Origin of the sequence: Dickeya zeae NCPPB 2538, assembly GCF_000406165.1 — a bacterium.
Taxonomy (GTDB): domain Bacteria; phylum Pseudomonadota; class Gammaproteobacteria; order Enterobacterales; family Enterobacteriaceae; genus Dickeya; species Dickeya zeae.
The window spans coordinates 1,605,865-1,618,579 of sequence record NZ_CM001977.1; the positions used below are offsets into that span (position 1 = coordinate 1,605,865).

Here is a 12,715-nt window from a genome sequence, read left to right on the forward strand (position 1 = left end):
CCTGCATTAGCAGGTGCTTTTTTCTGTTATTCCACAGGACGCGTTGCCGGAGCACTGGCCTGATTAACGGCAGAGTGACCGCCAGCAGAGCCTTTGCCTGTGAACTCAAACGCCGGACGTTGCCAGTCGCTGACACGCGGTGCATCCGGAATATAAGCCGGTGCTGGTGCTCGCGTCATTGGTGCCGTGGCGTGATGCTGGTAAGGTTGTACCGCCACGGTGGTATCAACGGGTGCTGGAGCAGACACTGGTTCCTGAGCCACAGAGGCTGGTGTCACGTCCACAGGCGCATGCATCACCGGCGCTTGTTCGGTCGGTTGAGCATCAACGGATTCATCACCGCTGCTGGTTGTTGTGGCGTTATCGGCAACGACGGTAGCAGGCGCTTCTTCAGCGCGTTCTGCAACATGTGTAACCGGTTCTTCAACCTGTGGCTCCACAACCGGTGATGTCGGCTCTTGTACTTCTAAAGGCGCTGTAGCCGCCTGCTGTACAGTGCTTTCAACAGGTTGAGTGGCTTCGACTGAGGCAATATCCTGCTGCGTCGATGACAGTATCGGTGCAGCGGTCGGATTCTCCTCAACCGGGGTGCTGGCAGGCGTTGTATCCAGAGCGCTAGTGATATCAGTTGTAGTGACATCAGGTAACGCTGTCAGGGCAGTTGCCAGAACCGGTGCGGCAGACAGTTGCTCATCGGTAACCGTGTTCAGCTCTTCTACACGTTCTGGTTGCTGTGGTTGCGCAACCGGATAGTGTACCCAGACTTTACCTGAAGCCATTTCCGGTGAAGCAGACGCTTGTGCCAACGGCATCGGCGACTGTGTAGGGTAACGCTCATCGCGGTAACGGCGACGACGCTGACCACTGACGCGCAGATGGCGAGGTGAGCGGCGAGAACGACGTGGCAGACCGTTTTCACGGTTATTCTCGGTTGTTACCTCGTTTTCCGTATCGGTCACATCAGCGGCTGAGGTCGCTGACTCCGGCGCTTTCTCTACCGGTGATTCCTGCACGTAGGATACCGCCAGAGGCAACGCGTCAACATTCTCTACTGTGGTCTCTCCAGCAGCGCTGCCGTCTTCCACCCTCACTTTCTGGGTCAACTGACGGCGTTGACGACGCGGCATTACTTGCGCCGGTTTTTCCTGTTCGGCGGCAATAGTGTCTTCTGCTTCGACGGCGGCCGTATTCAGTTCTTTAACGTCATTCTGTGCCTGACGTTTTTCTTCCTGACGGCGACGTTGGCGTTCAGCACGTTGCTCACGACGTTGTTCGTCACGTACCGCCTTATCCTGCGCAGATGTTTCTGTTACCTCGGTGGTATCGGCGTCGGCATTTTGTTGCTGTGCACGCTTGTTACGGCGTTGCTCATCACGTTCGCCTCGTTCGCCTCGTTCGCCACGTTCACGCGGTTCGCGATTATCACGGGTACGATCACGTCGGCCAGACTGACGGCGATTGTTTCGACGATCCTGCTTCTGTTCCTGATCGTCAGACTCGGTTTTCGCTGCCTCAACCGGTTTATCTTTAGCGGTGTCATCAGAGGAAGAGAACATCCCTTTCAGCGCACCAATAAATCGGCCAAATAACCCGCGTTCGGAAGCGGCTGGTTTTTCCACGCTCGGGGCCGGGGTGACTGGAGTGGGCTGGGCTTCATCCGGTGGAATATCCGTCATGGTGAAGGAGGCCAGCGCCGGTTGCTCCGGTGCCCGACGCTCAGAAACCTGTTCTTCCGTTGCCTGCTGGGATTCTGCTTCCAGCAGTTGAGGCAACATGTAGCTCAGGGCCTGTCTTTCTTCACCTTTACGGATGCGCAGTACGGCGTAGTGCGGGGTTTCCATACCGTCGTGCGGGACGATAATGGCGCGTACGCCGCCCTGGCGTTTTTCAATCGCGTTGACGGCCTCACGTTTTTCGTTGAGCAGATAAGACGCGATAGGCACCGGTACAATCGCATGTACCTCTTTGGTGTTTTCTTTCAGTGCCTCTTCTTCAATCAATCGCAGGATAGACAGCGACAGCGATTCGTTGTCACGAATCGTACCGGTGCCGCTACAGCGAGGGCAGACATGATGGCTGGATTCACCCAGTGAAGGGCTCAGACGCTGACGAGACATCTCCAGCAAACCAAAGCGTGAAATGCGACCAATCTGAATACGGGCGCGGTCCTGGCGGACGGCTTCACGCAGGCGGTTTTCCACTTCGCGTTGATGGCGAACGGGCGTCATGTCGATGAAGTCGATAACGATCAAACCACCCAGGTCGCGCAGACGTAACTGGCGGGCAATTTCATCAGCGGCTTCAAGGTTGGTGTTAAACGCGGTTTCTTCAATATCGCCGCCGCGTGTTGCCCGGGCAGAGTTGATATCGATAGCGGTCAACGCTTCGGTAGTATCGATGACGATAGAGCCGCCAGATGGCAGACGCACTTCACGCTGGAAGGCGGACTCTATCTGCGATTCAATCTGATAATGGCTGAACAGCGGAATTTCACCGGTATACAGCTTTATTTTACTGCTGAAATCCGGACGGCCCAGCGCAGCGATATGCTCTTTGGCCAATTCCAGAATTTTGGGGTTATCGATCAGGATTTCGCCGATATCCGGGCGCAGGTAATCACGAAACGCGCGGACAATCACATTGCTTTCCTGATGAATCAGGAATGGCGCAGGGCGGCCTTCCGCTGCTTTTTTGATAGCCTCCCAGTGTTTCAGACGAAACGCCAGATCCCACTGCAATGCGTCGGCGGATTTACCCACCCCGGCAGTACGGACGATGAGCCCCATGCCGTCTGGCAATTCCAGTGAGCCAAGCGCTTCTTTCAATTCAGTACGGTCATCCCCCTCAATTCGGCGGGAAATGCCGCCAGCGCGGGGGTTATTTGGCATCAGCACCAGATAGCTGCCTGCCAGACTGATGAACGTCGTTAAGGCAGCCCCTTTGTTGCCGCGCTCTTCTTTGTCCACCTGAACGATAACTTCCTGGCCTTCACGGAGCACATCTTTGATATTCGGACGGCCGTGAGCGTTGTAATTGCTGGGGAAGTATTCGCGTGCGATTTCTTTGAGGGGAAGGAAGCCATGTCGCTCTGCGCCATAATCAACAAAAGCGGCTTCAAGGCTGGGTTCAATGCGGGTGATTTTGCCTTTATAAATGTTTGCCTTTTTCTGTTCGTGCCCAGGGCTTTCAATGTCCAAATCGTAGAGCCGCTGACCATCAACCAAGGCAACACGCAACTCTTCCTGCTGAGTTGCGTTAATCAACATTCTTTTCATCGTACTTAACTCGTTATTTTTACTTGCATTATTGATAGAGCTGCGGGTGAACGCGGTGCATGACCGGAGGGGACCGATGGCCTCGTGTCTTATCGCAGGGGCGTCAACCTCACGGTTGTCGCCTGCATAGAGGCGCATGTTTCGGTAGCCTGTATTTCCTGATGGAATACAGCACGTTTACTGCGGGAACAGCTTCTGAAAATAGGTTGCCAGATCTGATTCCATATGCCGGCCAAGCTGCAAACCACAGCTCGCTAACTGCCTGATTATTCAATACGTCTTACGCCATTGCTGCGTTTATGAGTAATCAGACAAATATAATAATTCCGCAATTTCCCTTGTTTCACCGGAAATCAGCACGGAAAGCCAAAGCATTATTCCATTGCTGACACGTCGATAGCAAGGTGACTTTGCCTGTCAATATAAAGTTTATTGTGCTGTTTTTGACCAAACTGATACCTGTTGATGCTGAAACCAGTCGGGCCATGGACAGTAACAATATCTTCATAAGCCAGACTGACAGTTAACCATAGAAAAAGATGTGGCGCTATCGGTGTGTGCTCTTTAGAATCCGCCTCCATGAAAACAGAGAATCCAACCGTACAATTTCTGACGATCTCCGCCGAAGAAGCAGGCCAGCGGATCGACAATTTTTTGCGTACGCAACTTAAAGGCGTACCGAAAAGCATGATTTATCGCATTTTGCGTAAAGGCGAAGTGCGGGTAAATAAAAAGCGCGTGAAGCCAGAATACAAATTACTGGATGGTGATGAAATTCGCATTCCTCCGGTGCGCCAGTCAGAGCGTGAAGAAGCAGCGGTGTCCGCCAGCCTGGATAAAGTCTCCGCGTTGGCAAACTGCATCCTTTATGAGGATGACTACCTGTTGCTGCTGAATAAACCGTCAGGGACAGCGGTGCATGGCGGTAGCGGGCTCAGCTTTGGGGTGATCGAGGGGTTGAGAGCACTGCGTCCTGAAGCCCGCTTTCTGGAACTGGTACATCGTCTGGATCGCGATACCTCCGGGGTGCTGCTGGTGGCCAAGAAGCGTTCGGCGCTGCGTTCATTGCATGAACAACTGCGTGCTAAAGGCATGCAGAAGGACTATCTGGCACTGGTTCGTGGGCAGTGGCAGTCACATTGCAAGTCGGTGCAGGCACCGTTGCTGAAGAATGTGCTGCAAAGCGGCGAGCGTATCGTGCGGGTTAATAGTGAAGGTAAACCGTCGGAAACCTTGTTTAAGGTGGAAGAGCGATTCGATTGCGCCACACTGGTACGTGCCAGCCCGATAACCGGCAGAACCCACCAGATTCGCGTACATACTCAGCATGCCGGTCATCCGATTGCGTTTGATGATCGCTACGGTGATCGTGATTTCGACGCACAACTGGTAGGTACCGGACTAAAACGTTTGTTTCTCCATGCCCAGGCATTGCGTTTCGAACATCCCCATACCGGTGAAACGTTACGCATTGAGGCTCCGCTTGATGCTGGCTTACGTCACTGTCTGCAAGTGTTGCGACAACGGCAAAGTCAGAAATAACACGTGCGTTACTGTGCACGTGTTGCCTGACTGGCAGAGTGCACGCACGCGCTCTGCCGCGAAATCTATCCACCATCATCCCAGTAACGGATTCACGCCTTCTGCGCGTAATAACTCCAGCAGGGTAATGAGCGGTAAGCCGACAAGGGTATTGGGGTCACGCCCTGATAGCCGGTCAAACAAGGTGATGCCAAGCCCCTCGCTTTTAAAGCTGCCTGCACAGTCAAGTGGCTGCTCAATATCAACGTAGCGTTCAATTTCCCGTGTACTGAGTGTACGAAAGTACACGTCAAACGGCTCAACGACCGATTGCAGATGCGCCGTTGCACTGTTGAATAACGCCAGTCCGGTATAAAAGGTGATGCATTGCCCACTGGCTTGTTGTAACTGGCGTATCGCGTTTTCCGACGTGTGCGGCTTTCCGGTAATTGAGTTGCCCATCACACACACCTGGTCGCTGCCAATGATCAGACTATTTGGATAGCGTTCTGCAAGCGATTTTGCCTTACCGATAGCCAGTCGGCGAACCAGTTCGGTGGCGCTTTCTCCGGTATCTGGTGTTTCATCGTAATCAGGTGCGGCGCAGATAAACGTCAACCCCAGTTTTTCAAGCAGGGCCTTGCGATAAATGGATGTAGAGGCGAGTACAATCCGGGACATAAATTTCAACCAGGTCATAGCGTAATCAGGGAAGGCATTTTAAACTGCTTGTCGCTCTGGAAGCGAATTGAGGTGTGCGAAAGTAAATTTGGGTGAAAGCACTGACATCGCCACCTTTTTCTTTGACTCTCCGTCGTTACGACGTTAATATGCGCGCCCTATGCAAAAGGTAAAATTACCCTTAACCCTTGATGCGGTTCGCACTGCTCAAAAACGTTTAGATTATGTTGGTGTCTATACGGCTGAACAGGTGATGCGTGTTGCCGAATCAGTGGTTAGTGTGGACAGTGATGTGAATGCGACGCTGTCATTCAACATTGACAGCCAGCGGCTGGCGGTGATTGATGGACAGGCTGATGTAACGGTGACGTTGCTGTGTCAGCGCTGCGGCAAGACGTTCGAACATCAGGTCCACACCACGTTCTGTTTTAGCCCGGTCATCAGTGATGAACAGGCCGAAGCCTTGCCGGAGGCTTATGAACCTATCGAAGTCAATGAGTTCGGTGAGGTTGATTTGCTGGCGATGGTTGAAGATGAACTTATCCTCTCTTTACCCATTGCGCCGGTGCATGATTCTGAACACTGTGAAGTGTCCGAAGCGGATATGGTGTTTGGTCAGTTGCCCGCTGAGGCGGAAAAACCGAATCCATTTGCCGTATTAGCCAGTTTAAAGCGTAAGTAATTAAGGAGTAAGGTCCATGGCCGTACAACAGAATAAACCTAGCCGTTCCAAACGTGGTATGCGTCGTGCTCACGATGCGCTGACCACTTCCGCTGTATCCGTAGATAAAGTTTCCGGCGAAACTCATCTGCGTCACCACGTCACTGCGGATGGTTACTACCGCGGTCGCAAGGTTGTTGCTAAGTAATTCTTGCGATTTCGCAAGGAAACACTTTGACGCGCCTAACCTTGGCGTTAGATGCAATGGGCGGGGACTTCGGTCCCTGCGTTACAGTGCCTGCTGCATTGCAGGCACTGGATTCTAATCCAGACCTCCATTTGCTGTTGGTCGGCGATCCTTCTGCGCTTACTCCATTACTTGCCAACGTCGATCCCCCTTTATCTTCCCGTCTGGAAATTGTGCCAGCAGAATCGGTGATCGCTGGTGATGCGCGTCCATCCCAGGCTATTCGAGCCAGTAGAGGGACTTCTATGCGTATCGCTCTGGAGTTGATCCGGGAAGGGCGGGCGCAAGCCTGCGTTAGTGCAGGCAATACTGGTGCGCTGATGGGGTTGGCGACGTTACTGATCAAACCGATTGAAGGGATTGATCGTCCGGCATTGATGACGATGTTGCCTCATCAGCAGCACGGGAAGAGCGTCGTATTGGATTTGGGAGCGAATGTTGACTGTGACAGCACGATGCTGGTGCAGTTCGCCGTGATGGGGTCGGTCATGGCGGAAGAAGTACTCGGATTGAAGAATCCGCGTGTGGCGCTGCTGAATATCGGTGAAGAAGAGAGCAAAGGGCTTGCCAGTATCCGTGACGCCGCAGCGCAACTGAAAGCAATGCCTTCGATTAACTATATTGGTTATCTGGAAGGTAACGAATTGCTGACCGGCAAAACGGATGTGATGGTCTGTGACGGCTTCGTAGGTAACGTCACGTTAAAAACTATGGAAGGTGTCGTGCGAATGTTTCTGTCTCTCCTGAAGGGGACGTCCGGTGAGGGAGAAGGTCGGCAAGCACAGCCGTGGTGGTTGAAATTTTTAGGGCGTTTTTTGAAAAGGCGCCTGGCCAGGCGTTTTGGACACCTGAACCCTGACCACTATAACGGTGCATGTCTGTTAGGATTACGTGGAACTGTCATAAAGAGCCACGGCGCTGCGAATCAGAATGCGTTTGCCGTAGCGATCGAACAAGCCATGCAGACGGTGCAGCGGCAACTCCCGGAGCGGATTGCGTCGCGACTAAAGGCTGTATTACCCAAGAGTGACTGAGCGTACATGTATACAAAGATTCTCGGAACGGGAAGTTATTTGCCCGAACAAATCAGGACGAATGCTGATTTAGAAAAAATGGTGGATACGTCAGACGAATGGATCGTTACACGTACCGGTATCCGTGAACGCCGCATTGCTGCGCCTGATGAAAGCGTCGCCTCAATGGGGTATCGCGCGGCACAGAGCGCACTGGATATGGCGGGTATCGACCAGAGTCAGGTTGGTTTGCTTATTGTAGCGACGACCTCGTCCAGCCATGCTTTCCCCAGCTCGGCCTGTCAAATCCAGCAAATGCTGGGAATTAAAGATACCATCGCTTTTGATCTCGCTGCCGCCTGTGCAGGGTTTACCTATGCGTTAAGCGTCGCCGATCAGTATGTCAAAAGCGGTGCGGTGGACTACGCGCTGGTCATCGGGTCTGATGCCTTGTCCAGAACGCTTGATCCAGCCGATCGCGGTACGCTGATTCTTTTTGGCGACGCGGCGGGTGCGGTAGTGCTGGGTCGCTCGCAAGAAGCGGGCATCCTGTCCACTCATCTGCATGCTGACGGCCGTTACGGTGAGCTTCTGGCCTTGCCTTATTCGGATCGGCAAGCCCCCGAACCTGCTTATCTGACGATGGCAGGTAACGAAGTATTTAAAGTCGCTGTAACGGAACTGGCCCATATTGTTGAAGAAACGCTGGATGCGTCTGGCCTTGATAAGAGCAAAATCGACTGGCTGGTTCCCCATCAGGCAAACCTGCGCATTATAAGTGCCACCGCCAAAAAATTAGGTATGGGCATGGATAAAGTGGTGGTAACGCTCGATCGCCATGGCAATACGTCCGCGGCTTCCGTGCCTTCAGCGCTTGACGAAGCGGTCCGCGATGGTCGTATCCAGCGCGGTCAGTTGATTCTCTTAGAAGCATTCGGTGGTGGTTTCACCTGGGGTTCAGCGCTGATTCGTTTTTGATTAATCAGGACCTATTACTATGACGAAATTTGCAATGGTATTTCCCGGTCAGGGTTCCCAGTCTGTGGGGATGTTGGCAGAGCTGGCTGAACAGTTTCCGCTTATCAAAGAAACGTTTGACGAGGCTTCCTCCGTACTGGGATATGACCTGTGGCAGCTTTCCCAACAAGGGCCGGCAGAAGAATTGAATAAAACCTGGCAGACCCAGCCTGCGCTGCTGACCGCATCCGTAGCGCTTTGGCGTGTCTGGCAGCAACAGGGTGGCCCACAGCCGACATTAATGGCTGGCCATAGTCTGGGCGAGTATTCCGCGCTGGTGTGCGCAGGGGTACTGGATTTCAAACAGGCGGTTAGCCTGGTTGAACTGCGCGGTAAACTGATGCAGGAAGCGGTACCGGAAGGTACGGGCGCAATGTACGCGATCATCGGTCTCGATAATGACGCGATTGCCACTGCCTGTGCCGACGCGGCGCAAGGTCAGGTTGTTTCGCCGGTGAACTTCAATTCGCCAGGGCAGGTTGTTATCGCCGGTAATAAAGAAGCGGTTGAGCGTGCGGGCGCTGCCTGTAAAGCAGTGGGTGCGAAACGCGCATTGCCATTGCCGGTTAGCGTGCCATCACACTGTGCACTGATGGAGCCCGCAGCCCATAAACTGGCGCAAGCGCTGGAGGCGGTGACGTTCAATGCACCGCAGGTACCGGTGGTCAATAATGTGGATGTGAGTGCGGAATCCGCGCCACAGGCTATCCGCAGCGCACTGGTGCGTCAACTACACAGCCCGGTCCGCTGGACGGAGTGTGTCGAATATATAGCCGCTCAGGGGGTATCAACCCTGGTGGAAGTTGGTCCTGGTAAAGTATTGACCGGGCTGACCAAACGAATCGTCGACAGCCTCACGGCGACGGCGATTAATGATCCTGCTTCCTTATCAGCAGCGCTTGAACAGTAAAAACGGTGAAGATAATGAATTTTGAAGGAAAAGTTGCCCTGGTGACGGGCGCAAGTCGAGGCATTGGCCGTGCGATTGCCGAGATGCTGGCTGCTCGTGGCGCCACCGTGATCGGTACCGCCACCAGTGAGAAAGGGGCGGCGGATATTAGCGAATGGCTGGGGCCGAAAGGCAAAGGCTACGCGTTAAACGTTACGGATAGCGCCTCGATTGAAAGCGTTTTGGCCAGCATCAAAGAAGCGTTCGGCGATATTGATATTCTGGTAAACAATGCCGGTATCACGCGCGATGATCTGATGATGCGCATGAAAGACGATGCCTGGCAGGAAGTGCTGGATACCAACCTGAGTTCGGTTTTCCGCCTGTCAAAAGCTGTGCTACGTGCCATGATGAAAAAACGTTTTGGCCGCATCATTACTGTTGGTTCCGTAATTGGTTCTCGCGGTAACGCGGGGCAGGCTAACTATGCCGCGGCTAAAGCAGGGTTAGTGGGTTTCAGTAAGTCGCTGGCGCAGGAAGTCGCGTCTCGCGGTATTACTGTCAACGTCGTCGCGCCTGGCTTCATTGAAACCGATATGACCCGGGCATTGACCGAGGAACAACGGGCGGGCATTTTGGCGGGTGTTCCTGCCAGCCGTCTGGGTGATCCAAAAGAAATCGCCAGTGCTGTGGCGTTTTTAGCCTCTGATGAGGCGGGCTACATTACCGGTGAAACATTGCATGTCAATGGTGGCATGTATATGATCTGATAAGTAGCACCGTAATTTGCGTTAATTTACAGCGAAAACTGCAAAAAGCACAAAATCTTGGTTTGACCAGTATTGATTTTGTTGCATCTTTTTCAACATTTTATACACTACGAAAACCATCGCGAAAGCGAGTTTTGATAGGAAATTTAAGAGTATGAGCACTATCGAAGAACGCGTTAAGAAAATCATCGTTGAACAGCTGGGTGTTAAGCCGGAAGAAGTCGTGAACAATGCCTCTTTCGTTGATGACCTGGGCGCTGATTCTCTTGACACTGTTGAGCTGGTAATGGCATTGGAAGAAGAATTCGATACCGAGATTCCAGACGAAGAAGCTGAAAAAATCACGACTGTTCAGGCAGCCATCGATTTCATTCAGGCTAATCAGCAGTAATCGAACATATCTAGGCGGTCGTTCGACCGCCTAAGTTTTCTTCTACCTCAGTATCATTTTTTCCCTCCCTGGAGGATCAGCGTGTCTAAGCGTCGAGTAGTTGTGACTGGTCTGGGCATGTTATCTCCTGTCGGCAATACAGTAGCGTCAACCTGGAATGCTCTGCTTGCCGGTCAGAGTGGTATCAGCCTGATTGATCATTTCGATACTAGTGCCTATGCAACGCGTTTTGCTGGCTTAGTAAAGGACTTTAACAGTGAAGACTTCATCTCGCGCAAAGAAGCGCGCAAGATGGATGCCTTTATTCAATACGGAATTGCAGCAGGCATTCAGGCCATGCGGGACTCAGGCCTTGAGGTAACGGAAGCTAATGCGAGTCGTATCGGGGCTGCTATCGGGTCGGGTATTGGTGGGCTGGGGCTGATCGAGGAAAACCATGGCGCATTGGTGCATGGTGGCCCGCGTAAAATCAGTCCGTTCTTTGTGCCGTCTACCATTGTTAACATGGTCGCCGGGCACCTGAGCATCATGTTTGGTCTTCGTGGACCTACCATTTCGATTGCCACCGCATGTACTTCTGGTGTGCATAACATCGGCCACGCTGCGCGTATTATCGCGTATAACGATGCCGATGTTATGTTGGCCGGCGGGGCTGAAAAAGCCAGTACGCCGTTGGGCGTGGGCGGGTTTGGCGCAGCGCGAGCGCTGTCGACCCGCAACGAGAATCCACAGGCTGCGAGCCGTCCGTGGGATAAAGATCGCGATGGCTTCGTGCTGGGCGATGGTGCCGGTGTTCTGGTGCTGGAAGAGTATGAGCATGCCAAAAAACGCGGCGCGAAAATTTACGCCGAGATCGTCGGTTTTGGTATGAGCAGCGACGCCTACCACATGACTTCTCCACCGGAAAACGGTGCCGGAGCCGCTCTGGCAATGGAAAACGCGTTGCGTGATGCAGGCATTACCACCGATAAAGTGGGTTATATCAATGCACACGGTACGTCTACCCCAGCGGGTGACAAGGCCGAAACGCAGGCGGTGAAATCCGTTTTTGGTGCAGATACCCGTGTGTTGGTCAGTTCGACCAAGTCGATGATAGGCCATCTGCTGGGCGCCGCGGGTGCGGTAGAGTCAATCTTCTGTATTCTGGCGTTGCGTGATAATGCCGTTCCACCGACCATCAATCTGGATAACCCTGATGAGGGTTGTGATCTGGATTTTGTGGCGCATGAAGCGCGTCAGGTCGCCAATATGGAATACACCTTGTGTAACTCCTTTGGCTTCGGCGGTACCAACGGTTCTGTGGTGTTCCGAAAAGTCTGATGTAATGCTTTAATAAAGAGCCCGGTTATGCCGGGTTTTTTTTCGTCTGTGCAAAAATAGGAGTATTGCCGCTTGCCGGACACCCCGGCGATTGACAGGCTTGCACTCTGGCCGGGGAGGCGACTATGTGGTGGGTTGACGGAAAGGCGGAACAACAACTGCCGGTATCAGATCGCAGTGTACAATTTGGCGATGGGTGTTTTACTACGGCCAGAGTCGTCGCGGGGCGGGTGGTATGGCTGGATCGACATATTCAGCGGCTTCAGCAGGCGGCGGAAACATTGCTGTTGCCTGAAGTTGACTGGCTGTGTTTGCGCGATGAAATACAACAAGCGGCAGCAGGCCGTGCGGATGGCGTAGTAAAAGTCATCATTAGCCGGGGTCATGGTGGTCGTGGTTACAGCACCGCGGGCTGTCACCAACCGGTGCGGATCGTGATGCAGGCACCTTACCCACAGCATTACGTCAACTGGCGTCAGGATGGCATCCGGCTGGCGCTCAGCCCGGTACCGCTGGCGCAAAATGCGTGGCTGGCGGGTATCAAGCATTTGAACCGACTGGAGCAAGTACTGATTCGCACGCATCTTGAACGCTCCGGTGCTGATGAGGCGCTGGTGCTTGACACCTCCGGGGCGCTGGTGGAATGCTGTGCCGCTAATTTATTCTGGCGTAAGGGATCGCGGGTTTTTACGCCCGATATCTCACTTTGTGGTGTTGACGGTGTGGCGCGTCGACATATTATGGCGCTGTTGCAGCCCTCTGCGTTTGAACTCCATGTGGTGTCGGAGCCTCTGGAAACGTTGGCGGATGCCGATGAAGTGCTGGTGTGTAATGCGCTGATGCCGGTGATACCCGTGAATCAGGCGCACATCTGGCGTTATCGCTCACGAGAGTTATACGACTTTCTGAGCCCTAACTGTGAGTCATGAT

The 12,715-nt window shown here is 53.3% G+C and carries 12 protein-coding genes; 10 read left to right on the forward strand and 2 right to left on the reverse strand.

Annotated features, from left to right (window positions below; translation table 11 throughout):
* Positions 1-26 precede the first annotated feature (26 nt).
* Positions 27-3,275 carry a ribonuclease E gene (rne, locus tag DZE2538_RS07045; protein WP_038917124.1) on the reverse strand — a complete coding sequence of 1,083 codons (3,249 nt, stop codon included), beginning with the start codon at positions 3,273-3,275 and terminating at the stop codon, positions 27-29.
* A 579-nt stretch (positions 3,276-3,854) separates the two neighbouring features.
* Here rne and rluC point away from each other — a divergent pair.
* Positions 3,855-4,817, forward strand: coding sequence for a 23S rRNA pseudouridine(955/2504/2580) synthase RluC (gene rluC, locus DZE2538_RS07055; protein ID WP_016940852.1), 963 nt, complete (start codon positions 3,855-3,857; stop codon positions 4,815-4,817).
* 75 nt (positions 4,818-4,892) lie between these two features.
* Here the strand turns inward: rluC and DZE2538_RS07060 are convergent, their stop codons facing one another.
* The gene (locus tag DZE2538_RS07060; RefSeq protein ID WP_038917125.1) at positions 4,893-5,477 is read right to left on the reverse strand and encodes a Maf family protein; all 585 of its coding nucleotides are present in this window, start codon (positions 5,475-5,477) and stop codon (positions 4,893-4,895) included.
* Positions 5,478-5,637: 160 nt separating this feature from the next.
* Here DZE2538_RS07060 and yceD point away from each other — a divergent pair, with 160 nt between their 5' ends.
* From yceD to pabC, 9 genes are all read left to right on the forward strand, one after another.
* Complete coding sequence (gene yceD / locus DZE2538_RS07065; RefSeq protein ID WP_016940850.1) at positions 5,638-6,159, forward strand: 23S rRNA accumulation protein YceD; 522 nt, start codon at positions 5,638-5,640, stop codon at positions 6,157-6,159.
* A 16-nt stretch (positions 6,160-6,175) separates the two neighbouring features.
* Positions 6,176-6,346 (forward strand): 50S ribosomal protein L32, encoded by a 171-nt coding sequence (gene rpmF / locus DZE2538_RS07070; RefSeq protein ID WP_012769343.1) that lies wholly within the window; start codon positions 6,176-6,178, stop codon positions 6,344-6,346.
* A gap of 26 nt (positions 6,347-6,372) precedes the next feature.
* Positions 6,373-7,419 carry a phosphate acyltransferase PlsX gene (gene plsX / locus DZE2538_RS07075; RefSeq protein ID WP_071603570.1) on the forward strand — a complete coding sequence of 349 codons (1,047 nt, stop codon included), beginning with the start codon at positions 6,373-6,375 and terminating at the stop codon, positions 7,417-7,419.
* 6 nt (positions 7,420-7,425) lie between these two features.
* Positions 7,426-8,376: a beta-ketoacyl-ACP synthase III gene (locus tag DZE2538_RS07080; RefSeq protein ID WP_019846100.1), complete on the forward strand. Its 951-nt coding sequence runs from the start codon at positions 7,426-7,428 to the stop codon at positions 8,374-8,376.
* 19 nt (positions 8,377-8,395) lie between these two features.
* Positions 8,396-9,325 (forward strand): ACP S-malonyltransferase, encoded by a 930-nt coding sequence (fabD, locus tag DZE2538_RS07085; RefSeq protein WP_038915956.1) that lies wholly within the window; start codon positions 8,396-8,398, stop codon positions 9,323-9,325.
* Positions 9,326-9,339: 14 nt separating this feature from the next.
* Positions 9,340-10,074 (forward strand): 3-oxoacyl-ACP reductase FabG, encoded by a 735-nt coding sequence (gene fabG, locus DZE2538_RS07090; protein ID WP_019846102.1) that lies wholly within the window; start codon positions 9,340-9,342, stop codon positions 10,072-10,074.
* A gap of 154 nt (positions 10,075-10,228) precedes the next feature.
* The gene (acpP, locus tag DZE2538_RS07095) at positions 10,229-10,465 is read left to right on the forward strand and encodes an acyl carrier protein (RefSeq protein ID WP_012765204.1); all 237 of its coding nucleotides are present in this window, start codon (positions 10,229-10,231) and stop codon (positions 10,463-10,465) included.
* An 81-nt stretch (positions 10,466-10,546) separates the two neighbouring features.
* Positions 10,547-11,785: a beta-ketoacyl-ACP synthase II gene (fabF, locus tag DZE2538_RS07100; RefSeq protein WP_019846103.1), complete on the forward strand. Its 1,239-nt coding sequence runs from the start codon at positions 10,547-10,549 to the stop codon at positions 11,783-11,785.
* A gap of 125 nt (positions 11,786-11,910) precedes the next feature.
* On the forward strand, positions 11,911-12,714 hold the full coding sequence (gene pabC, locus DZE2538_RS07105) for an aminodeoxychorismate lyase (protein ID WP_019846104.1): 804 nt from the start codon (positions 11,911-11,913) through the stop codon (positions 12,712-12,714).
* Position 12,715 lies beyond the last annotated feature (1 nt).

Coding starts and splice junctions, on each gene's coding strand:
- rne (WP_038917124.1), bottom strand. CDS start 3,275: ATGAAAAGAATGTTGATTAACGCAACTCAGCAGGAAGAGTTGCGTGTT.
- acpP (WP_012765204.1), top strand. CDS start 10,229: ATGAGCACTATCGAAGAACGCGTTAAGAAAATCATCGTTGAACAGCTG.
- fabG (WP_019846102.1), top strand. CDS start 9,340: ATGAATTTTGAAGGAAAAGTTGCCCTGGTGACGGGCGCAAGTCGAGGC.
- pabC (WP_019846104.1), top strand. CDS start 11,911: ATGTGGTGGGTTGACGGAAAGGCGGAACAACAACTGCCGGTATCAGAT.
- yceD (WP_016940850.1), top strand. CDS start 5,638: ATGCAAAAGGTAAAATTACCCTTAACCCTTGATGCGGTTCGCACTGCT.
- rluC (WP_016940852.1), top strand. CDS start 3,855: ATGAAAACAGAGAATCCAACCGTACAATTTCTGACGATCTCCGCCGAA.
- fabD (WP_038915956.1), top strand. CDS start 8,396: ATGACGAAATTTGCAATGGTATTTCCCGGTCAGGGTTCCCAGTCTGTG.
- DZE2538_RS07060 (WP_038917125.1), bottom strand. CDS start 5,477: ATGTCCCGGATTGTACTCGCCTCTACATCCATTTATCGCAAGGCCCTG.
- rpmF (WP_012769343.1), top strand. CDS start 6,176: ATGGCCGTACAACAGAATAAACCTAGCCGTTCCAAACGTGGTATGCGT.
- DZE2538_RS07080 (WP_019846100.1), top strand. CDS start 7,426: ATGTATACAAAGATTCTCGGAACGGGAAGTTATTTGCCCGAACAAATC.